This window comes from Kineococcus gypseus (assembly GCF_050871305.1).
GTDB classification, from domain to species: domain Bacteria; phylum Actinomycetota; class Actinomycetes; order Actinomycetales; family Kineococcaceae; genus Kineococcus; species Kineococcus gypseus.
Genome location: NZ_JBJLRD010000034.1, coordinates 25,577 through 46,255 on the forward strand (window position 1 = coordinate 25,577; position 20,679 = coordinate 46,255).

Sequence of the window (20,679 nt, forward strand, 5' to 3'; positions counted from 1 at the left end):
TCGGGTAGCGTCCAGTCCACCATGGCGAGCTCCGGATCCAGCAGCGGCGCGGCGACCGCCGCCCGCGGCGCGCGGCGCACCGAGCGCCTGCTCAACCTCGTGATCGCCCTGTCGGCCACCCGCCGGTGGCTGACCAAGGAGCAGATCCGCTCCGCGGTGCCGCAGTACGCCGACTGCGCCACCACCGTCGCCTTCGAGCGCATGTTCGAGCGCGACAAGGAGGACCTGCGCGAGCTGGGCGTGCCCCTGGAGACCGGCGGGGAGGACCCCCTCTTCGGCGACGAGGCCGGCTACCGCATCGACCGCGACGCGTACGCCCTGCCGGAGATCGCCTTCACCCCCGCGGAGCTGGCGGTGCTCTCGCTGGCCAGCCGGGTGTGGCAGCAGGCCAGCCTGGCCGGCCCGGCCACCCGCGCCCTGGTGAAGCTGCGCAGCCTGGGCGTCGAGCCCGACGAGTCCTCCCTGGTGGGCCTGGAGCCGCGCGTGCGCACCAGCGAGCCGGCCTTCGACCCGCTGTACGCCGCCACCCGCGACCGCGCGCCGGTCTCCTTCTCGTACCGCCGCGCCGGCGGGGAGGCCACCACCCGGCACGTGGAGCCGTGGGCCATCGTCAGCTGGCACGGGCGCTGGTACCTCGTCGGCCACGACCGCGACCGCGGCGCCGTGCGCGTCTTCCGCCTCTCGCGCGTGTCCTCCGCCGTCAAGCGCATCGGCCGGCCCGGCTCGTACGAGGTGCCCGCCGACCTGGACCCGCGCGAGGTCGTCGCCGGCAGCGTCGGCGAGCGCACCACCCGACCGGCCCGCCTGCTCGTGCGCCCCGGCAGCGCCCTGGCCGTGCGCCGGCGCGCCACCGCCGTCGTCCCCGCGCCCGTGGCCGGTGGCGCGGCCGGGAGGGAGCGGGTGCCGGGGGAGACGGCGGGGGAGACGGCGGGGGAGACGGCGGGGGAGACGGCCGGGGAGGTGTTCGACGAGGTCGGCGTGGACGTGGGCGACGTGGAGGGCGCCGCCGACGAGCTGGCCGGCTACGGCGACGCGGTCGTCGTGCTCGAGCCCGCCGAGCTGCGCAGCGCCGTGCTGCGCCGGCTGCGCGGGGCCGCCGGGCTGGACCCCGCCGGGCTCGACCCCGCCGGCGAGGCGTCCACCGCCGCGGGCACCGCGCCGCAGCGCACCGCCGGGAGCGCGCCGTGAGCGGCAGCGCCTCCACCGAGCGCCTCTCCCGGCTGCTGGCGATGGTGCCCTACCTGCTGCGCCACCAGGGCATCCCGCTGGAGGAGGCCGCCGAGCACTTCGGGCTGAGCACCGACGACCTCGTGCACGACCTCGAGCTGCTCTTCGTCTGCGGCACCCCCGGGCACCTGCCCGACGACCTCATCGACGCGCGCTGGGAGTCCGGGCGCGTGTACCTGACCAACGCCGACCCCATCGCCCGCCCCGCGCGCCTGGCCGTCGACGAGGCCGTGGCCCTGCTCGTGGGCCTGCGCACCCTGGCCGAGGTGCCCGGCCTGCACGACCGCGACGCCCTGGACGGGGCGCTGGCCAAGCTGACCGAGGCCACCGGCGAGGCCGCCGCGGCCGCCGGCGCGGTGCGCGTGGACGTGCGCCCCGGCGACGACGCCGTGCTCGCGGACGTGCTGGCCTCGTGCCGGCGCGCGCTGGCCGGGCACCGGCGCCTGCGCCTGGCCTACCTGGTGCCCAGCCGCGACGAGCGCACCGAGCGCGACGTGGACCCCATGCGCCTGGTCACCGTCGACGGGCGCTGGTACCTGGAGGCGTGGTGCCACCGCGTGGAGGGGGTGCGCCTGTTCCGCGTGGACCGCATCGAGAGCGCCGAGGTCCTCGACGTCGACGGCACCCCGCCGGCGCGCGCGGTCTCGCGCGACGTGGACTCCGACCTCTTCCGCGCCAGCCCCGACGACCTGGTCGTCACCCTGGACCTGGCCCCGCAGGCGGCGTGGGTCGTGGACTACTACCCCGTGGAGTCCGTGACCACCGCCCCCGAGGGCGCCTGGGAGCAGGCCTCGCTGCGGGTGCGGCTGCGCTCGGCGGACACCCGCTGGGTGCGCCGGCTGCTGCTGCGCCTGGGCGCCGGCGCGCGCGTGGTGGACCCCCCGGAGCTGGCGGTGGAGGTGCGCGAGGCGGCGCTGCGGGCCCTGGACGCCTACGAGCGCGCCGGCACCACCGCGCGCTGACGCCGCAGCGCCCCACCACCTCCTCGCGCTGCGTGCACAAGTGGCCACGGGCGGTGGTTCCGCTGTGCCACGCTGTGCCCGGCCGGGCCCCGACGGAGGGGTTCAAGCGGACGCGGGTCCGTGCCGAAGCAGTGGGGGTCGCACGGCGGACAGCCGCCTGGACCACGAACGGAAGGTGCGCACCATGACCACGATCAAGGCCTCTTGCCCCTGCTGCGGCGACGTCGAGCTCACCCCCAAGCAGGTCCGCCTCGTGGTCTGCTCGGCCAAGGAGCGCTCCTTCTACGCCTTCGACTGCCCGCAGTGCAAGGACGAGGTGCGCAAGCCCGCCAGCGAGGACGTCGTGGCCCTGCTGGTCTCCGGCGGCGTGTCCGTCGAGCGCTGGGTCATCCCCGCCGAGGCCATGGAGGAGCGCCGCGGCGCCACCATCGCCTGGGACGACGTGCTCGACTTCGCCCTCGTGCTCGACTCCTGCGACGACCTCGCCGGCCTGGCCGGGCGCGGCCTGTCGGTGCGCTGACCCGCACCCCGGCGGGCGGCGCTCGCCGGCGCGCGCGGGCGCTCACCGGCGCCGGCCGGGCGAGCCGGCGGTGACGGGCGCGTGGCGCGCGGGTGACGAGCACCCGGCGCGCCGGTCCGGGTGCGCGCGGCGGGTCCGGTGCGCCGTGCGGGGGACGTACCATGGCGGTGCACCGTCCCCCTACGGAGGTTGAGCACCATGGGCGCACTGAAGCCCTGGCACATCATCGTGCTGGTCGTCGTTCTGCTCCTGCTCTTCGGCGCCAAGCGCCTGCCCGACGCCGCCCGCGGGCTGGGCCGCTCCCTGCGCATCTTCAAGAGCGAGGTCAAGGAGATGCAGAAGGACGACGACGACGTCGCCGAGCGCGGCACGGGGTTCAACCCCAAGGCCATCGACGACGGCCGCGTCAACGGCACCGACGCCCACCTGAACGGCACGCGCAGCAGCGAGGCGCCCAGCGCGTCGCGCGAGCGCTGACGCCCCCGCCGACCCGCTGACAGGAGGCCCCGGCGACGTGGCGGTCACGACTCTCCGACGGCGCGCGCCGAAGGACCCCGAGGGGCGCATGCCCCTGCGCGAGCACCTGGACGAGCTGCGCAAGCGGCTCTTCCGCGCGGCCCTCGGGGTCGTCGTGGGCGCCGCGGCCGGCTGGTGGCTGTGGCCCAACCTGGTCCTGCCGGGCCTGGAGGCGCCCTTCGACGCCTTCTCCGAGGGCCGCGGCGGGCTGAACTTCGCCGGGGCCATCAGCCCGCTGGACCTGCAGGTCAAGGGCGCCCTGTGGGTGGGCCTGATCGTCTCCAGCCCGGTGTGGATCTACCAGCTGTGGGCGTTCGTCACCCCGGGCCTGACCCGCAAGGAGCGCGCCTACGCCGTCGGCTTCGTCGCCGTGGGCGCGCCGCTGTTCGTGGCCGGCGTCGCCCTGGCGTACTTCATCCTGCCGACCACCCTGGCGCTGATCCAGCAGTTCACCCCCGACGACGCCTTCAACTTCGTCGACGCCCCCAGCTACCTGTCCTTCGTCATGCGCCTGCTGCTGGCGTTCGGCGTGGCGTTCCTGCTGCCGGTGCTGCTGGTCGCGCTGAACTTCGCCGGCCTCGTGCCCGGGCGCGCCATCCTCAAGCAGTGGCGCATCGTCGTCTTCCTCTGCTTCGTCTTCTCCGCGGTCTTCACGCCGACCCCGGACGCGCTGACCATGATCGTCATGGCGTGCCCGCTGATCGTGCTGTTCTTCCTGGCCATCGGCGTGTGCCTGTGGAACGACCGGCGCCGCGCCCGCCGCGCCGGGGAGAGTGAGTTCGCGAACCTCTCCGACGACGAGGCCAGCCCCCTCTGAGCCGCCCGCCGCAGCCCGACGGGGCCGGGCCCGCGTGAGCGGCCCCGGCCCCGTCGGGCTGCTGGTCAACCCCACCGCCGGGCGCGGGGCCGGCTTCGCCGCCGGCGCGCGCGTGCGCGCGGAGCTGCGCCGCCTCGGGCACGCCGTGACGGACCTGTCCGGCCCCGACCTGCCCGCCGCCCGCCGCGCCGCCCGGCAGGTGGCCGGCGAGGCGCAGGCCCTCGTCGTCGTCGGCGGCGACGGCCTCGTGCACGCCGCCGTGCAGGAGGTCGCCGGCACCGGCACCGCCCTGGGCATCGTGCCCGCCGGCACCGGCAACGACGTCGCCCGCGGCCTGCACCTGCCCCTGGGCGACCCCGTCGCCTCGGTGGCGGCCTTGTCCGACGCGCTGCGCACCGGCCGCCGCCGCGCCGTGGACGCCGTGCGCGTGCGCAGCGCCGAGGGGCAGCGCTGGTACGCCAGCATCCTCGCCTCCGGCCTGGACGCCCTCGTCAACGAGCGCGCCAACTCCTGGCCCTGGCCGCGCGGACCGGCCCGCTACACCCTGGCCACCCTGCGCGAGCTGGCCACCGCCCGCGGCGTGGGCCTGCGCCTGGAGCTCGACGGGCGCGTGGTGCACCGGCGCGTGCTGCTGGCGGCGGTGGCCAACACCCGCTGCTACGGCGGCGGCCTGGCCGTGGCCCCGCACGCCGACCCCGCCGACGGCCTGCTCGACGTCGTCGTCGTCGACGAGCTGAGCGCCCTGCCGGCGCTGCACCTGTTCACCCGCCTGCGCGGCGGCCGGCACCTGGGCTCGGCGGCCGTGCACGTGCACCGCGCCCGCCACGTGCGCCTCGAAGCCGTCGAGGCGCCCGGCGGACCCGGCGGACCCGGCGGGCGCGCGGTGCGCCGCGCGCGCACCCCGCGCCCCCACGCCGACGGCGAGCCCGTCGGCCGCCTGCCGCTGACCTGCGAGGCCGTCCCCGGCGCCCTGCACGTGCTCGCCTGAGCCGGGCGCGCCCGACCCCCGGGCGCGCCCGCGCGGCGCCCCGGGGGTCGGCGCGCACCGGTGGTGGCCGTGACGTACTGTCGCGGCATGGCGAGCCCCGCGGAACGCTACGCGGCAGCGCGCCGTCGCACCGAGGAGTCGCGCACCGAGCTCGCGCAGTTCGCGAGCACGCTCGGCTTCGACCTCGACGGCTTCCAGCTGCAGGCGTGCCGGGCGCTGGAGGCCGGCCGGGGCGTGCTCGTGGCCGCCCCCACCGGTGCCGGCAAGACGGTCGTCGGCGAGTTCGCCGTGCACCTGGCCCTGCGCACCGGCCGCAAGGCCTTCTACACCACCCCCATCAAGGCGCTGAGCAACCAGAAGTACGCCGAGCTCGCCGAGCGCCACGGCGCCGCCAGCGTCGGCCTGCTCACCGGCGACAACTCCGTCAACGGCGAGGCGCCCGTGGTCGTCATGACCACCGAGGTCCTGCGCAACATGCTCTACGCCGGCTCCCCCCTGCTCGACGGCCTCGGCTACGTCGTCATGGACGAGGTGCACTACCTCGCCGACCGCTTCCGCGGCGCCGTGTGGGAAGAGGTGATCATCCACCTGCCCTCCGACGTGCTCGTCGCCTCGCTGTCCGCCACCGTCTCCAACGCCGAGGAGTTCGGCGCCTGGCTGGACACCGTGCGCGGCGACACCGAGGTCGTCGTCTCCGAGCACCGCCCCGTGCCGCTGTGGCAGCACCTGCTCGTCGGCACCCGGATGTACGACCTGTTCACCGACCCCGCCGGCGACCCCCTCGAGGGCGACGAGGGCTCCCTGGTGCCCGGCGCCATCGTCAACCCCGAGCTCGTGGCCATGTCGCGCCAGCAGCTGCGCACCGACCGCGTGGCCGCCGCCGGCCGCGGGCGCGGGCGCACCCGCCCCGGCGGCGGGCGCCACGGCTCCGGCCCGCCCGGCGGGCGCACCGCCAGCCGCGCGCAGGTCCTGGAGGTCCTCGACGCCGCCGGCCTGCTGCCCGCCATCACCTTCATCTTCAGCCGCGCCGGCTGCGACGCCGCCGTCGCCCAGTGCGTCGCCTGGGGGCTGCGCCTGACCACCCCCGAGGAGGGCAAGCGCATCCGCGCCCTCGCCGAGGAGCGCTGCGCCGAGATCCCCTCCTCCGACCTGGCCGTCCTGGGCTACTGGGAGTGGCTCGACGGCCTCGAGCGCGGCCTGGCCGCCCACCACGCCGGCCTGCTGCCCGTCTTCAAGGAGACCGTCGAGCACCTCTTCGCCGCCGGCCTCGTCAAGGCCGTCTTCGCCACCGAGACCCTCGCCCTGGGCGTGAACATGCCCGCCCGCTCCGTCGTCCTCGAGCGCCTCGTGAAGTGGAACGGGCAGACCCACGTCGACGTCACCCCCGGCGAGTACACCCAGCTCACCGGCCGCGCCGGCCGCCGTGGCATCGACGTCGAGGGCCACGCCGTCGTCGTCTGGGGCCCGGGCACCGACCCCGAGGCCGTCGCCGGCCTGGCCTCGCGGCGCACCTTCCCCCTGCGCTCGAGCTTCCGGCCCACCTACAACATGGCCGTCAACCTCGTCGAGCAGGTCGGGCGCGAGCGCGCCCGCGACATCCTCGAGACCTCCTTCGCGCAGTTCCAGGCCGACCGCGCCGTCGTCGGCCAGGCCCGCCAGATCCGCGACCAGCAGAGCGCCCTGGCCGGCTACCGCCGGGCCATGACCTGCCACCTCGGCGACTTCGCCGAGTACTTCGCCCTGCGCCAGCGCATCGGCGAGCGCGAGAAGGAGCTCAGCCGCGCCGGCGCCGCCGAGCGCCGCGCCGAGGCCCGCCGCTCCGTGGAGTCCCTGAGCACCGGCGACGTCGTGCGCCTGCCCGGCGGGCGCCGCGACGTCTACGGCGTCGTGCTCGACCTCGTCGACGGCAAGGGCTTCGACGGGCCCTCCCCGCGCGTGCTCAGCCAGGACCGCCAGGTGCGCACCGTCTCCGCCCACGACTTCGCCGGAGCCGTCGAACCCGTCACCCGCGTGAAGGTGCCGCGCACCTTCAACTGGCGCAGCCCCCAGGCCCGCCGCGACCTGGCCTCCTCCCTGCGCAACGCCCTGGCCGAGGTCGGCGGCGGCGACGTGCCCCCGCGCCGCCGCGCCACCGGCCCCACCGGCGCCGCCGGCGACGACGCCGTCCTCACCGACCTGCGCGAACGGCTGCGCGCGCACCCCTGCCACGGCTGCGCCGACCGCGAGGAGCACGCCCGCTGGGCCGTGCGCGAGGAGAAGCTCGCCCGCGACACCCGCGCCCTGCAGCGCGCCATCGAAGGACGCACCGGCACCATCGCCCGCACCTTCGACCGCGTGTGCGACCTGCTCGCCGAACTGGGCTACCTCACCGCCGACGGCACCGCCGTCACCGACCCCGGCCGCACCCTGCGCCGCATCAACGCCGAGACCGACCTGCTCGTGGCCCAGTGCCTGCGCCACGGCGCCTGGAGCGGCCTGGCACCGGCGGACCTGGCCGCCGCCGTCTCCGTCCTCGTGCACGAGTCCCGCCGCGACGAGGGCGCCCCCACCGAGCGCGTGCCGCGCCGCGCCGAGGAGGCCATCGCCACCACCGTGCGCCTGTGGAGCGACCTGACCGACCGCGAGGACCACCACAAGGTCCCCGCCACCCGCGAACCCGACGCCGGCCTGGCCTGGGCCGTGCACCGCTGGGCCTCCGGGCACCGCCTCGACGCCGTCCTGCGCGACGCCGACCTCGCCGCCGGCGACTTCGTGCGCCGCTGCAAGCAGCTCGTCGACCTGCTCGACCAGATCGCCTCCGCCTCCCTCGACCCCGCCGTGCGCTCCGCCGCCCGCGAGGCCGTGGACGCCGTGCGCCGCGGCGTCGTGGCGCACACCTCCCTGACCTGACCCGCTCAGCCCGCCGCCAGCGCCGCCAGCACCCGCTGCACGCTCGAGCCCAGCCCCCAGCGCCGCACCAGCTCCTCCAGCGCCCCCGGGTCCGCCGCCGCCACCGGCAGCGCGTCGTCCACCTCCGGCACCGGCGCGTCCCGCGCGGTGCGCACCACCGCCGGCGCCGCGTCCAGGTACGCCGCCGCCTCCAGCAGCCGCCGCCGCTGCCCGCCCGGCACCCCCGCGCCCGGGTCGCCCGCCGCCGCGCGCACCCCCGCCAGGTCCCCGAAGCGCGCCAGCAGCGCCGCCGCGGTGCGCTCGCCGATCCCCGCCACCCCCGGCAACCCGTCGGAGGGGTCCCCGCGCAGCACCGCCAGGTCCGCGTACCCCGTCCCGCCGGCGACGCCGTAGCGCTGCGCCAGCCACGCCGCGTCCACCGATTCCGCCCGGCGCACCCCGCGACCCACGTACAGCACCCGCACCCCGGCCGCGTCGTCCACGAGCTGGAACAGGTCCCGGTCCCCGCTGACCACCAGCACGTCCGCCGCACCGCCCGCCGCGCGCGCGGCCCGCACCGCGCGCGCGGCCAGGGTGGCCGCGACGTCGTCGGCCTCGAACCCCGGGCAGCCCACCCGCGCCAGCCCGAGCGCGGCGAGCACGTCGACGATCACGGGCACCTGCGCGAGCAGCTGCGCGGGAGCGTCCTCGGCGCCGTCGGCGCCGACGCGGTGGGCCTTGTAGGACGGCAGCGCGGCCACCCGGAAGGCCGGGCGCCAGTCGTCGTCCCAGCACGCCACCAGCCGCGCCGGGCGGTGCTCGGCCACCAGGTGCGCCACCGCGTCCAGGAAGCCGCGCACCGCGTTGACGGGCGTGCCGTCGGGAGCGGTCAGCGTCGCGGGCACCCCGTGGAAGGCGCGGTAGTACAGCGAGGCGGCGTCCAGCAGCAGCAGGCGCCCGCGGGCGGGGGAGGGGGGCACCCCCGGATCCTCGCACCGCCGGCGCGCGCGGGTCCCCCGGTCGTCGCAGCGGCTCCCACCCGCGGGAGGACGCGCGCGCCGCGCCCGTGGCGCACCCTGGGGGTGGACGTCCTCGCCCGGTACCCACCGGGCGGGCCGCGACGAGGAGGAACCGCAGTGCACACCACCGCCCGAACCACCCGCACGCCGCGCCGACGCCTGGTCCTGCTGGCCGGCTCCGGCGCCGCCGCCCTCGCCCTGGGCCTGGGCGCGTGCGGCGCCGACGAGCAGGCCGCCGCGCCGGCGGCCACGACGCAGCTGTCCGCCTACGAGGTCGTGCAGGCCTCCGCCGAGACCTCCACCACCGCGGGCAGCGCCAAGTTCTCCTTCAGCGTCGAGGGCACCGCCCCCGGCGAGCAGGCGGTCACGGTCACCGGCGACGGCGCCTTCGACTCCGCCGACGAGGCCGTGCGGGTGCAGGTCGCCCTGCCGGCCGCCACGGGCGCCGCGGGCGGCGGCGGGTCCGTGGAGCTGCGCGTGGTCGACGACGTGGCGTACGCCTCCGGCTCCCCGCTGACCGGTCGGGGCCAGTGGGTGCGCCTGCCGCTGGACGCCGCGGCCGTCGGCGTGGACGCCGGCACGCTGGACCCGGCCCGCCAGCTCGAGCAGCTGCGCGCCGTCGCCGGCGACGTGCAGGAGGTGCCCGGCACCACCGTGCGCGGCGTCGAGACCCGCGGCTACCGCGGCAGCGTCGACCTGGCGGAGGCGCTGGAGCAGCTGCCCCCCGAGCAGCGCACCCCGGACGCCGAGCGCGCCGCCGCCGAGGTCGGCAGCGTGCCCTTCACCCTCTACGTCGACGACGAGAACCGCCCCGCGCGCCTGACGGTGGACGTCGCCGGCCCCGAGGGCGTGCAGGCCACGGTGAGCATGGACTACTACGACTGGGGCAGCGACGTGGACGTCGCCGCCCCGGACCCGGCCACGGTCACGGAGCTGCCGCTGGGGGAGACCCCGCAGGCTCCCGCACCGGCCGGCACCCCGGCGACCGCCGGCGCCTGAGGGCCGCAGCACGACGCGCAGGGCCCGGCCGGGGAACCGGCCGGGCCCTGCTGCTGCCGGGGTCGACCGTCGGCGCACCCCTCGACAGGTAAGTAACTTCCGCTTATCGCGATCAAAATATGTGATCGCACGAATGGCACCGGTCGCTGCCCCGAGCCGCGCACCGCCGGAACGCGCACGTTCGAGGAACACAGGCGCCGCTGCACCCGCCGGGGGAGCGCCACCGGTACTGCCTAGGCTGCCCGCGTGGACGCACCCGAGCCCGCGCCGCGCCAGCTGTACCGCGGCGGCGCCGTGTACAGCCCGGCGGACCCCTTCGCGACCGCCATGCTCGTCGAGGGCGGCGCGGTGGCCTGGATCGGACCCGACGAGGCCGCGGGGGCGTGGACGCGCGGCGACGAGGAGGTCGTCGAGCTGCGGGGGGCGCTGGTCACGCCCGCCTTCGTCGACGCCCACGTGCACCTGACCGAGACGGGGCTGCGCGCCACGGGCCTGGAGCTGTCCGGGGCGCGCAGCGCCCGCGAGGTCCTCGACGCCGTGGCGGGCGCGGCGCGCGGCGGCAGCGCCCTGGTGGTCGGCGCCGGGTGGGACGAGAGCACGTGGCCGGGCGGGGAGGAGCCGCCCACGCGCGCGCAGCTGGCGGCGGCCGCCGGGGGAGCGGCGGTGCACCTCTCGCGCGTGGACGGGCACAGCGCCCTGGTCTCGACGGCCCTGGCCGAGCGGGCGGGCCTGCGGGGGCTGCCCGGCGGGGAGGGGGACGGACCCGTGCGCGGGGCGGCGCACGCGGCGGCGCTGGACGCGCGCTGGGAGGCGCTGGACGCCGCGAGCGCGGACGCGGCGCGGCGGGCGGCGCTGCGGGCGGCGGCCGCGGCGGGCATCGGGGCGGTGCACGAGATGTCGGGCCCGTCGCTGGCGCCGCCGGGGGACCTGGTGGCGCTGGCGGCGCTGGCCGGGCCGGGCAGCGGCGCCGAGCGCGCCGAGGGCCGCGAGGCGCTGCCGGAGGTGGTGCCGTACCTGGCGCGGGCGCTGCGCGAGCCGGGGGAGGTCGCCGCCCTGGTCGCGGAGCTGGCCGCGCAGGGGGTGCGCCTGGCCGGGGTGGGCGGGGACCTGGCCGTGGACGGGGCGCTGGGCTCGCGCACCGCGGCGCTGCGCGAGGACTACGCCGACGCGCCGGGCGAGCGCGGGGTGCTGCACCTGGACGCCGACGCCGTGCGCGCGCACCTGCGCGCGTGCACCCTCGCCGGCGTGCAGGCGGCCTTCCACGCCGTCGGCGACGCCGCGCTGGACGTGCTGGCCGCGGCGCTGCAGGACGTGGCGCGGGAGCTGGGCGCGCCGGCGCTGGGCGGGCGCGGGCACCGCGTCGAGCACGCCGTGGCCGCGGGGGCCCACGTCGTGGAGGTGCTGGCGCATCTGGGGGTGGGGGTGTCCACGCAGCCGGCCTTCGACGCGCTGTGGGGCGCTCCGGCGGGCACCTACGAGCGGCGGCTGGGGCCCGCGCGCGCCGCGCTGCTGCACCCGTTCGCGGCCCTGGCGGCCGCCGGCGTGCCGCTGGCGCTGGGCTCGGACTCGCCGGTGACGCCGCTGGACCCGTGGGGGGCGGTGCGCGCGGCGGCGTTCCCGCACCGCGAGGAGCACGCCGTCTCGGTGCGCGCGGCGTTCCTGGCGCACACCCGCGGCGGGCACCGGCTGGCCGGGCGCGGGCACCCGGGGGTGCTGCGCCCGGGCGCGCCGGCCACCTACGCGGTCTGGGAGGCCGGCGACCTCGTCGTGCAGGCCCCGGACCGGCGCCTGTCCGGGTGGAGCACGGACGCGCGCTCGGGCACCCCGGGCCTGCCGGACCTGGCCCCGGGAGCGCCGGCACCGCGCTGCCTGCGCACCGCCGTGGACGGCGCGCTGGTGCACGACGAGCTCGGCGGCTGACCCCCCGCGGGGGGACCGGTGGGGGGCGGGAGCGGCCGCGACACGCCGACACGCTCGCCGACACGCCGACGGCGGCGCCGGATCGGCGTCCGGGGGCGCGCCCCTGACCAGCACGGACGCGCGTTCGCGCAGGTCACGCGGCGGTTGACAGCGCCGCTCGTCCGAGTAGTTTCGATCACGCAGCCCACGACGGGGAAGCCGGCCGGCCCGGTTACCCACCCGCCGCCGCAGCCGCACCACCTGCGACGTCGGGCGCTGACCACCGGCCGGAGTGGGCGAGGTCGGGTCCGCGCGGCCCTTAGACAACGGCGTGCGCCTCGTGGCCGACGGGGCGTGCGACGGCCCGAGGGGTCGCAGCGGACCCGACCTGTCTGCTCGCGCGGCGCGCCGCGTACGCTCGTGCGGTGCACCGAGACCCGCTGCCCGCCCCGGTGAGCCCGAACCGGCCGACGACGGCCGTGCTGGCGCTGGCCGGCGGCGTGGCCGCCTGGGCGGCCTTCCCCGGTGCCCTGCGGCCGGAGGGCCTGTGGTGGACCGCCCCGCTGGCCGTGGCGCTGCTGGCGCTGGCCACCGGGGGCGTGCGCGCCCGCCGCGGCGCGCTGGCCGGACTGCTCTTCGGCGAGGCGTTCGCCGTGCCCCACCTGGCCTGGAGCGGCACGTACGTCGGGCTGCTGCCGTGGTTCGCGCTGGCCACCGCCTGCGCGCTGTTCTACGCCGGCCTGGGGGCGGTGCTGCCGCGCCTGCAGCGCGCCAGGGCCCACCTGGGCCCGCTGGCGGTGGCGTGCGGGTGGGTGGCCGTGGAGGCCGCGCGCGCCCGGGTGCCCTTCGAGGGCTTCCCGTGGGGGCGCCTGGCGTTCTCGCAGGCCCAGGCGCCCACCCTGGCGCTGGCCTCCCTGGGCAGCACCGCGCTGGTCACGTTCGCGGTGGCGCTGGCCGGGGCGCTGCTGGCGGTGGCCGCGCGGGCCCTGCTGCGCCTGCCCGCCCCGCCCGGGGCGCGCCGCGCGGTGCCGCGGGCGCTGCCGGCGGCGGTGGCGGTGCTCGGTGCGCTGGCGGTGCTCGGCGCCGGCGCGCTGGTGCCGCGGCCGGTGGCCGCCGAGGACGGCACGCTGCGGGTGGCCGCGGTGCAGGGCAACACCCCGCGCGAGGGCCTGGGCTTCAACGACGAGCGCCGCGCGGTGCTGGACAACCACGCCCGCGCCACCGCCGCGCTGGCCGAGCAGGTGCGCGCCGGCAACGCCCCGCGCCCGGACGTGGTGATCTGGCCGGAGAACTCCAGCGACATCGACCCCTACGCCAACCCCGACGCCGAGCGCGTCATCGAGCGCGCGGTGGCCGACGTGGGCGCGCCGGTGCTCGTCGGCGCCGTGGTCGACGGCCCGGGCCGCTTCGTGTCGAACACCTCGCTGCTGGCCACGCCGCGCGAGGGCATCGACGGCGCGCTGCAGGACCCGCGGCGGCACTACGTCAAGCAGCGCCCGGCGCCCTTCGGCGAGTACGTCCCGCACCGGGAGTTCTTCCGCCGCTTCAGCGACAAGGTCGACCTGGTCGGGCGCGACTTCGTGCACGGCGACGCCGTGGGCGTGATCGGCGCCGCCGGCGCCCGCCTGGGCGACGTCATCTGCTTCGAGGTCGCCTTCGACGACACGGTGCGCGACGCGGTGCGCGCCGGCGCGCAGGCGCTGGTGGTGCAGACGAACAACGCCACCTTCGGCCGCTCCGACGAGGCCGTGCAGCAGCTGGCGATGTCGCAGCTGCGGGCGGTGGAGTCGGGCCGGGCGGTGGTGCACGTGTCCACCGTGGGCGTCAGCGCGCTGATCACCCCCGACGGCGTCGCGCACCAGCGCACGCAGCTGTTCACCACCGCCGTGCTGCGCGGGGACGTGGCGCTGCGCTCGACGACCACGCTGTCCACGCGCCTGGGCGCCGCTCCCGAGCTGGCGCTGAGCGCGCTGGCGGGGCTGCTGCTGCTCAGCGCCCGCCGCGGGCCGCGCGCGCGTGGCCGGGTGCGCCGCGGTGGCGCTGCCCGCGGTGGCGCGGCGGCGCCGGCGCCGGCCGGTGCGGTGCGGCGGTGAGCACCCCGCCCGGTCCCGTCCCGCTCGGGCCCTCGGCGGGCGCCGGCGGCCCGGTGCGCCGGCACCGGCCGGCGCGCTGGGCGCTGGTGCTGGTGAGCCTGCTCGTGCTGCTGTCGGTGGAGGTGTGGCTGCTGTCGCAGCTGGCCGGCGTCGTGGGTGGGCTCGGGGTCCTGGTGCTGCTGCTGGTGGAGACCGTCGCGGGCGCGGCCGTGCTGCGCCGCGCGGGCCGCAGCGCGCTGCGGGCGCTGCGCGCGGGTGCGCCGCTGCCGGTGGGGCCCTTCCCGGGCACCGCGCCGGGGGCGGTGGCCGCCGCAGGCCGCCGCGACGGCGGCCGGGTCGGCGACGCGGTGCTCGTCGGGGCCGGGGGCGCGCTGCTGGTGCTGCCGGGGCTGCTCAGCGACGTGCTGGCCCTGCTGTGCCTGCTGCCGCCGACGCGGGCGCTGCTGCGGCGGCTGGGTGCGCGGGTGCTGCGCGCCCGGGTGCGCAGGGCGCTGCTGCGCGCCGGGCTGGACCCGCGGGCCGCCGAGCGCCTGGCGCGGGCCGCGCGGCCCGGTGCGCGCGGCGGCGTCGTGGACGGCGAGGTCGTCGAGGGTGAGGTCGTCGAGGGCGAGGTCGTCGAGGGCGGGGTGCCGCCCGAGGACGGGCCCGGCCGCGGCGACGGGCCGCGCGCCCTGGGGCGCGGCGGGCGCGAGCGGCGGTGAGGCCCGCGAGCGCCGCTAGTGGTGCCGGTGGTGGTGCCGGTGGTGCCGCACGCGCGACGGCCGGCCCACCCCGAGGGGGTGGGCCGGCCGTCGGTGCCCGGTTCGATCCGGGCTCGCGCGGTGCGCCTGGTGCTCAGGCGCTGCGCTTGATCAGCTCCCGGCTGCGCAGCAGCTCCAGGCGCTCGTCCAGCAGCACCTCGAGCTCGGCGATGGTGCGCCGCTCGAGGAGCATGTCCCAGTGCGTGCGGGCCGGCTTGCCGGTCTTCTTCTCCGGCGCCTCGGTGTCGGCACGCAGCGCCTCCTCGCCGCAGCGGCACTCCCACAGCGGCGGCACGTCGGCTTCCATCGACATGGGCACCACGGTGGTGTGACCGTTGGGGCAGTGGTACGTGACGTTCTGACGTTCGGCCAGCTCGACGCCGGTCTCGCTCTCCAGGCTCGCGGTCCCGAGACGGGACCCCCGGAGGTTGCGCTCGCTCATGTGACCTCCCCACGTAAGGCTCCCTGCCCTCCCGCGGACCCGGGGGGAGGGGACTCGCCGGGTAGAACGTCGCGTGGTGGGGCGCTGTTCCGGTGACGTGCGTCTCTCGATGTGGAGGTCGTGTGCAGAACGCAGCGAGTCGGCGACTCTCAGTGACTGATCCGTTGCTCGTCGTTCTCTCAACCACCGGGGCGCCACGCCCGGCCCGCCGGTGCCCGTGCCCCGCGGCCGACGCCCTCAGCCCTGCCCGGCGTCGCGGGCCCCCGCGGCGGTGTCCACCCGCGCCAGCAGGACCCCGCCGACGACGAAGAACGCCAGCAGCGCCACCAGCGCCGGGCGGTAGGAACCGCTGACCTGCGCGACCAGCCCGAACACCAGGGTGCCCAGCCAGCTCGTGCCTCGCTCGCCGGCCTGGTACAGCCCGAAGTACTCCGCCTCGGCCCCCACCGGCACCAGCCGGCTGAACATCGAGCGCGCCAGCGCCTGCGTGCCCCCCAGCACCAGGCCGATGAGCACCGCCAGCGCCAGCCACGCCCCGAACGCCCCGCGCGGGACCGCGAAGGCCAGCAGCACCACCACCGACCACAGCACCAGCCCGCCCAGCACGCTGCGCTGCGCGCCGAAGCGCCGCGCCAGCCGCCCGAACAGCAGCGCCCCGCCGAAGGCCACGCCCTGCACCAGCAGCACCGTGGCGATCAGCTGCGTGGCGCCGAAGCCCAGCTCCTCCTGCCCGTACACGCTGGCCGCGGCCACGACCGTCTGGATGCCGTCGTTGAAGACCAGGTACGCCAGCAGGAAGCGCAGCGCCTGCGGGTAGCGGCGCAACCCGCGCAGGGTGCGCACCAGCTGGCGCACCGGTGCCAGCGGCCCGCGCCCGGCGTCCAGCGCCTGCGCCGTCGCCGCGCGGGCGGGCAGGTGGCGCAGCCCCAGCACCGGCACGAACGTGAAGACGCCCCACCACAGCCCCGCCGAGGCCAGCGACAGGCGCACCGCGCCCTCCTCGTCCAGCCCCAGCGCGCCGGGGGAGGAGACCACCGCCAGGTTCAGCGCCAGCAGCGCGAAGCCGGCCAGGTACCCGGCCGCCCAGCCGCGCGAGGAGACCGCGTCGCGCTCGGCGGGCGCGGCCACGTCGCACAGCAGGGCGTCGTTGACCACGCTGGAGGCCGTCAGCGACACCGTGGCCACCAGCGCCAGCAGCACCCCCAGCTCCCAGCGATCCCCGCCCAGGGCCACCATCGCCGTGGCCGCCACCGCCCCCGGCCAGGCGAAGGCCCCCAGCAGGTGCGAGCGCCGCCGCACCCGGTCGGCCAGCGCCCCGACGAAGGGCAGCAGCAGCGCCGACAGCAGCGTGGCCAGCGTCGTGGTGTACAGCGCCAGCGAGCCCGGGGCCACGCCCACGCCCAGCACGTCCAGGGTGCGGGTGCAGCCCGCGGTGACCGGGCCGCACGCCGCCCGCCGCGCCAGCACGGTCAGGTACGGCGCGAAGAGCACCGTCTGCGTGGTGGTCACGTACGCGGAGTTGGCCCAGTCGTACACGTACCAGCTGCGCCGGGCGCGCAGCGGGTGCGCCGCCGGGCCGAGCGGCGCGCTCAGCGCTCCCTCACCCCGGCACCCACTGCCCGCGCGCGCGCAGCACCTCGCGCAGCACGTCGGCGCGGTCGGTGATCAGCCCGTCCACGCCCAGGTCCAGCAGCGCGTGCATCTGCACCGGCTCGTCGACGGTCCACACGTGCACCTGCGCGCCCGCGCGGTGCACCGCGTCCACGAACGCCTCGCCGACCACCGCCACGCCGCGGTGGCGCACCGGCACCTGCACCGCGTCCACCCCGCGCAGCGCCGCGCGCACCAGCGCCCGGCACCGCGCGGCGACCCCGGCCAGCGCCAGCGCCGTGCCCGGCAGGCTCGCCGACGTCGCCGGCACCACCCCGTGCGCGCGGGCGCCGGCCAGCGCCGAGCGCCGGCGCCGCTCGCTGAAGGAGGTCAGCAGCACCCGCTCGCCCGCCCCGGTGCGCCGCACCACCTCACCGAGCCCGGCCAGCGCCGCGGGGGTCTTCACGTCCACGTTGACGCGGGTGCGCGGGAAGGAGCCCAGCACGTCCTCCAGCAGCGGCACGTGCTCACCGCCCACGCTCGCGCCGCGCACCACCGACCACGGCAGCTCCGCCAGGCGCCCGCGCACGTCGCTGACGCGGTCCAGGCGCTCGTCGTGGAAGGCCACCAGGCGCCCGTCGGCCGTGGCGCGCACGTCGGTCTCCAGGTACGCGAAGCCCATCCCCACCGCCGCCGCGAACGCCGCGACGGTGTTCTCCTGCCCGGTGCGCGAGAAGCCGCGGTGCGCCACCGCCAGGGGACCGGGGTGCTCGCAGAAGGGGTGGCGCGCCGGCGGCCGGGGCGCGGGCCGCGCGGGTGGCGCCATCAGCCGATGTACTCCCAGTGCCACGGCTCGAACTGCCCGCCGCGGTTCTGCGCCCACGGCGGGTTGATCCACCCGTACAGCGCCGCGTTGCGGTCCATCCACACGTGCTCGGCGGAGGAGGCGTTCTGGATGCCGCCGCCGAGGTCGACCGCGATGCCCAGCCCGTGCCGGCTGGTGCCCGGGCGCGCCGCCAGACCCGGCTTGCGCGCCGCGACGGAGATCTGCCCGGCCAGCGTGCGGTAGGAGTCGGTCACCGAGATCGGCTCGCCGAACTGCTGCGCGAACGCCTCGCTCAGGCGCGTGAACGCCGCGGCGGCGTCGGCGCGCAGCACGTGACCGGGCGCGCCCCAGATCGGGCACAGCGCCGAGGTGGGGATCTGCCCGTTGCCGTAGCCGGCGGTCGGCCCGCCGGTGCACTCGCCCACCGGCCCGGTCACGCCGCCGGAGACCGACGTCGAGCCCAGGCTGCTGCGCGCGGCGGCCGCCGCCGCGGCGGCCGCGGCTGCGGCGCGCTGGTCCGCCTCGGCCTTGGCGCGCGCGAGGTTGTCGGCGCGCTGCGCGTCGCTGAGGGCGGCGCCCTCGGCCTGCCCCTGCATCGCGGCCAGCTCGGCCACCTTGACGCGCTGCTGCTCCACGAGCGCGTCGGACTGCTGCTTGGCCGTCACGGCCAGCTCCGCCTGCACGCGCGCCTCGTTGGCCGCGGCCGCCGCGCGCGTGGTGGCGTCGGCCTGCACCCGCTGGGCCTCCTCGTAGGCCAGCACCGCGTTGCTGCGCCCGTCGCCGATGCGCTTGACCGACGCCAGCGCGCTGGCCGCCTCGTCGGTGGGGCCCTGCTGCAGGACGGTGACCAGGCTGGAGTACTGCTGCAGGCTGCCCCCGCCGCGGTAGGCCTGCGAGGCCCACTGCCCCAGGTCCTTCTTGCCCTCCGCCAGGGTGGCCTCCGCCTGCGCCAGGCGCTCGCGCTGGGCGACCTCCTCGGCCTCGGCGGCCGCCTTGGCCTCCATCGCCGCCTGGTAGCGCGCCAGCGCCGCGCTGGCCTGCGCCGCCAGGGCGTCCAGGGAGGTCTGCGCGCCGAAGAGCTGCTGCTGCACGGCGTCGGCCTGCTGCCGCGAGCGCTCCGCGGCCCGGCGGGCCTCCTCCAGCTGCTCGGCCGTGGGGGCCTGGTCGGTGGTGGCCACCGCCTGCACCACCGGCACCGCCGGCAGCGCCGCCGCGCCGGCGGCACCGGGTGCGGCCAGGCCCAGGCAGCCGGCGCCCAGCGCACCCAGGGCCGTCAGCGCCACCAGCCGGCGCACCCCGCCCGCGCGGGCGTCGACGTGCACCGCGGGAGCCTCGAGGGCGGCAGCGGCGGCAGCGGGTCGAGCGGCGCGGCGGTGGTGCAGCACGATCGGCACGTCCAGAACGTTCGGGGGCGCGAGCCCGGCGGTGGCGGGGGCCCGGCGGGCCCCTCCAGGGAGCGTGCCGCCGGCGTGGAGGGTCCCCTGCGGGCCCGTCCGGCGGTGAGACTACCCCCCGTCACGTCGGCTCTCGACGCTCCGACACGTAGCCGTGAACGACACCTGTGACGTTCATCACCTCCACCGCAGCGCGTGCGCGCGCTGCGGCGGCGCGGTGCCCGTGCGCGCCGGGGTGAGCCCGCGGCGCACCTGGCACAGTGACCGCGTGCCCCCCGAGCAGCGCCCGTCGCCGGGGCCGGGCGCGCTGGCCGACGTGGCCGCCGAGGCCGCCCGCGACGCCGGCGGCCTCGACCCGGCGCTGCTCGGCGACTTCCTCGACGAGGTGTGGACCGCGGTGCTGGACCGGCGCCGGCTGCCCGCCTCGCGCACGGCCCGCTACCGCCTCGTGGGGGAGCAGGCCGCCGGCGCCGGGGTGGCCCTGCGCGCGCTGCTAGACCTGTACCTGTCCGCCGCCTGGCGGCTGTGGCGCCTGCTGCCGCCGGTGGCCGGCGCGGGGGCGGGGGTGGACCCGGCCGCGGTCGTCGACGCGGGCGAGGTGGTCCTGCGCGCCTCCGACGACGCGGTGGCCGCCCTGACCGAGGGCTACCAGCTGGCCCGGCGCCAGCTGGTGCGCCGCGAGGAGTCCGCCCGCCGCGAGTTCGTCGACGACCTGCTCACCGGCACCTCCGACGTGCACGGCCTGGTCGCGCGCGCCCAGCGCTACGGCCTGGACCTGGCCGCCCCGCACACCGTCACCGTGGTGCGCGCGCGCAGCGCCTACACCGAGGGCTCGGCGCTGCTGGCCACCCTGGAGCGGCGCCTGCAGGGCAGCGCCGCCGACGCCGACGCGCTGGTGGCCACCAAGGACGGCGCCGTGGTCGTCGTCTCGGCCGCCCCCGACCGCGCCGCGGTGCGCGAGGTCCTCGAGCGCGTGCGCTCGGTGCTGGGACCGCCCGCGCGCACCGGCTGGCGCGCCGGGGTGGGCCGCCCGGGCACCGGCGCGGGGGCGGTGCTGCAGTCCTACGAGCAGGCCCGCCGCGCCCTGGACCTGGCCCAGCGCCTGGACTGGAGCGAGCCGGTCGCCGACACCGCCGACCTCGTGGTGCACGAGGTGCTGCTGCGCGACCGCGCCGCGGCCCGCGACCTGGTGCGCACCCTGCTGGACCCGCTGCGCTCCGTGCGCGGCGGCCCGGAGCCTTACCTGCGCACCGTGGAGGCGTACCTAGCCGCCGGCGGCAACGCCACCGAGGCTGCGCGCCGCCTGCACCTGTCCGTGCGCGCCGTGACGTACCGCCTGGCGCGCCTGCGGGAGCTGACCGGGGCGGACCCCGCCGACGCCGCCGGGCGCTTCGCGCTGCAGGCCGCCGTCCTGGCCGCCCGGGCCCTGGGGTGGCCGCACGACGCGGAGGCCTGACCCCGAGGCCCGCTCCTTGCCGGGGTCCGGCAAGGAAGACACCCCCAGGTCGTCCGTCTCCGGACCCGCCCGGATCCGCCCGCGGCCCGCACCATGGGGAGGGTGAGCGCCTCGGGGGGGGGGGGGGGGGGGGGGGGGGGGGGGGGGGGGGGGGGGCGCGGGGGCGGGGGGGGGGGGGGGGGGCCCCCCCCCCCCCCCCCCCCCGGGCCCTCTTCTCAACGGGTGTGTGGCCGGCGGTGTCCTACTCTCCCACCCGGTCTCCCGGGCAGTACCATCGGCGCTGGTGGGCTTAGCTTCCGGGTTCGGAATGTGACCGGGCGTTT

17 protein-coding genes and 1 rRNA gene are annotated in these 20,679 nt (G+C 78.2%); 12 read left to right on the forward strand and 6 right to left on the reverse strand.

What is annotated here, in order from left to right:
- The first annotated feature begins 21 nt into the window (after positions 1 to 21).
- The 7 genes from ACRYMN_RS13645 to ACRYMN_RS13675 all read left to right on the forward strand — a co-directional run bounded on the left by ACRYMN_RS13645 (position 22) and on the right by ACRYMN_RS13675 (position 7,919).
- The gene (locus ACRYMN_RS13645; RefSeq protein WP_432496019.1) at positions 22 to 1,188 is read left to right on the forward strand and encodes a helix-turn-helix transcriptional regulator; all 1,167 of its coding nucleotides are present in this window, start codon (positions 22 to 24) and stop codon (positions 1,186 to 1,188) included.
- Positions 1,185 to 2,189 (forward strand): helix-turn-helix transcriptional regulator, encoded by a 1,005-nt coding sequence (locus tag ACRYMN_RS13650; protein ID WP_432496021.1) that lies wholly within the window; start codon positions 1,185 to 1,187, stop codon positions 2,187 to 2,189. Before ACRYMN_RS13645 ends, ACRYMN_RS13650 begins: the two co-directional genes overlap by 4 nt.
- A gap of 184 nt (positions 2,190 to 2,373) precedes the next feature.
- On the forward strand, positions 2,374 to 2,709 hold the full coding sequence (locus tag ACRYMN_RS13655; RefSeq protein WP_432496055.1) for a hypothetical protein: 336 nt from the start codon (positions 2,374 to 2,376) through the stop codon (positions 2,707 to 2,709).
- Between the two features lie 198 nt (positions 2,710 to 2,907).
- Complete coding sequence (tatA, locus tag ACRYMN_RS13660; RefSeq protein WP_432496024.1) at positions 2,908 to 3,186, forward strand: Sec-independent protein translocase subunit TatA; 279 nt, start codon at positions 2,908 to 2,910, stop codon at positions 3,184 to 3,186.
- Positions 3,187 to 3,274: 88 nt separating this feature from the next.
- The gene (gene tatC, locus ACRYMN_RS13665) at positions 3,275 to 4,042 is read left to right on the forward strand and encodes a twin-arginine translocase subunit TatC (protein WP_432496026.1); all 768 of its coding nucleotides are present in this window, start codon (positions 3,275 to 3,277) and stop codon (positions 4,040 to 4,042) included.
- Positions 4,043 to 4,076: 34 nt separating this feature from the next.
- Complete coding sequence (locus ACRYMN_RS13670; protein ID WP_432496028.1) at positions 4,077 to 5,030, forward strand: diacylglycerol/lipid kinase family protein; 954 nt, start codon at positions 4,077 to 4,079, stop codon at positions 5,028 to 5,030.
- Between the two features lie 87 nt (positions 5,031 to 5,117).
- Complete coding sequence (locus tag ACRYMN_RS13675) at positions 5,118 to 7,919, forward strand: DEAD/DEAH box helicase (RefSeq protein ID WP_432496030.1); 2,802 nt, start codon at positions 5,118 to 5,120, stop codon at positions 7,917 to 7,919.
- A gap of 5 nt (positions 7,920 to 7,924) precedes the next feature.
- Here ACRYMN_RS13675 and ACRYMN_RS13680 read toward each other — a convergent pair whose 3' ends face one another.
- Entirely contained in the window at positions 7,925 to 8,878 is a 954-nt protein-coding gene (locus ACRYMN_RS13680; RefSeq protein WP_432496033.1) for a 5'-3' exonuclease, read from the reverse strand.
- 156 nt (positions 8,879 to 9,034) lie between these two features.
- Here ACRYMN_RS13680 and ACRYMN_RS13685 point away from each other — a divergent pair, with 156 nt between their 5' ends.
- From ACRYMN_RS13685 to ACRYMN_RS13700, 4 genes are all read left to right on the forward strand, one after another.
- Positions 9,035 to 9,916, forward strand: a complete 882-nt coding sequence (locus tag ACRYMN_RS13685; protein ID WP_432496035.1) for an SCO4651 family lipoprotein — start codon at positions 9,035 to 9,037, stop codon at positions 9,914 to 9,916.
- 327 nt (positions 9,917 to 10,243) lie between these two features.
- Entirely contained in the window at positions 10,244 to 11,836 is a 1,593-nt protein-coding gene (locus tag ACRYMN_RS13690) for an amidohydrolase (RefSeq protein ID WP_432496058.1), read from the forward strand.
- A gap of 404 nt (positions 11,837 to 12,240) precedes the next feature.
- A complete protein-coding gene (gene lnt, locus ACRYMN_RS13695; protein WP_432496037.1) occupies positions 12,241 to 13,908 on the forward strand; it encodes an apolipoprotein N-acyltransferase in 1,668 nt (555 codons plus the stop codon).
- A complete protein-coding gene (locus ACRYMN_RS13700; RefSeq protein WP_432496040.1) occupies positions 13,905 to 14,609 on the forward strand; it encodes an FxsA family protein in 705 nt (234 codons plus the stop codon). Before lnt ends, ACRYMN_RS13700 begins: the two co-directional genes overlap by 4 nt.
- 133 nt (positions 14,610 to 14,742) lie before the next feature.
- On the opposite strand, the gene ACRYMN_RS13705 is transcribed toward ACRYMN_RS13700, so the two are convergent.
- From ACRYMN_RS13705 to ACRYMN_RS13720, 4 genes are all read right to left on the reverse strand, one after another.
- Positions 14,743 to 15,090, reverse strand: coding sequence for an RNA polymerase-binding protein RbpA (locus tag ACRYMN_RS13705; protein WP_432496043.1), 348 nt, complete (start codon positions 15,088 to 15,090; stop codon positions 14,743 to 14,745).
- Positions 15,091 to 15,327: 237 nt separating this feature from the next.
- On the reverse strand, positions 15,328 to 16,683 hold the full coding sequence (locus tag ACRYMN_RS13710) for an MFS transporter (RefSeq protein WP_432496060.1): 1,356 nt from the start codon (positions 16,681 to 16,683) through the stop codon (positions 15,328 to 15,330).
- A 7-nt stretch (positions 16,684 to 16,690) separates the two neighbouring features.
- On the reverse strand, positions 16,691 to 17,506 hold the full coding sequence (locus ACRYMN_RS13715; RefSeq protein WP_432496046.1) for a glycerophosphodiester phosphodiesterase family protein: 816 nt from the start codon (positions 17,504 to 17,506) through the stop codon (positions 16,691 to 16,693).
- On the reverse strand, positions 17,506 to 18,900 hold the full coding sequence (locus ACRYMN_RS13720; RefSeq protein ID WP_432496049.1) for a D-alanyl-D-alanine carboxypeptidase family protein: 1,395 nt from the start codon (positions 18,898 to 18,900) through the stop codon (positions 17,506 to 17,508). Before ACRYMN_RS13720 ends, ACRYMN_RS13715 begins: the two co-directional genes overlap by 1 nt.
- Positions 18,901 to 19,168: 268 nt before the next feature.
- Here ACRYMN_RS13720 and ACRYMN_RS13725 point away from each other — a divergent pair, with 268 nt between their 5' ends.
- Entirely contained in the window at positions 19,169 to 20,356 is a 1,188-nt protein-coding gene (locus tag ACRYMN_RS13725) for a PucR family transcriptional regulator (protein WP_432496051.1), read from the forward strand.
- A 228-nt stretch (positions 20,357 to 20,584) separates the two neighbouring features.
- Here ACRYMN_RS13725 and rrf read toward each other — a convergent pair.
- Positions 20,585 to 20,679 (reverse strand): 5S ribosomal RNA (rrf, locus tag ACRYMN_RS13730); the annotation flags it as partial.

Excerpts from the sequence above, each read along its gene's own strand:
- ACRYMN_RS13645 (WP_432496019.1), top strand. The coding sequence starts at position 22 with ATGGCGAGCTCCGGATCCAGCAGCGGCGCGGCGACCGCCGCCCGCGGC.
- tatC (WP_432496026.1), top strand. The coding sequence starts at position 3,275 with ATGCCCCTGCGCGAGCACCTGGACGAGCTGCGCAAGCGGCTCTTCCGC.
- ACRYMN_RS13705 (WP_432496043.1), bottom strand. The coding sequence starts at position 15,090 with ATGAGCGAGCGCAACCTCCGGGGGTCCCGTCTCGGGACCGCGAGCCTG.
- ACRYMN_RS13675 (WP_432496030.1), top strand. The coding sequence starts at position 5,118 with ATGGCGAGCCCCGCGGAACGCTACGCGGCAGCGCGCCGTCGCACCGAG.
- ACRYMN_RS13655 (WP_432496055.1), top strand. The coding sequence starts at position 2,374 with ATGACCACGATCAAGGCCTCTTGCCCCTGCTGCGGCGACGTCGAGCTC.
- ACRYMN_RS13715 (WP_432496046.1), bottom strand. The coding sequence starts at position 17,506 with ATGGCGCCACCCGCGCGGCCCGCGCCCCGGCCGCCGGCGCGCCACCCC.
- tatA (WP_432496024.1), top strand. The coding sequence starts at position 2,908 with ATGGGCGCACTGAAGCCCTGGCACATCATCGTGCTGGTCGTCGTTCTG.
- ACRYMN_RS13690 (WP_432496058.1), top strand. The coding sequence starts at position 10,244 with ATGCTCGTCGAGGGCGGCGCGGTGGCCTGGATCGGACCCGACGAGGCC.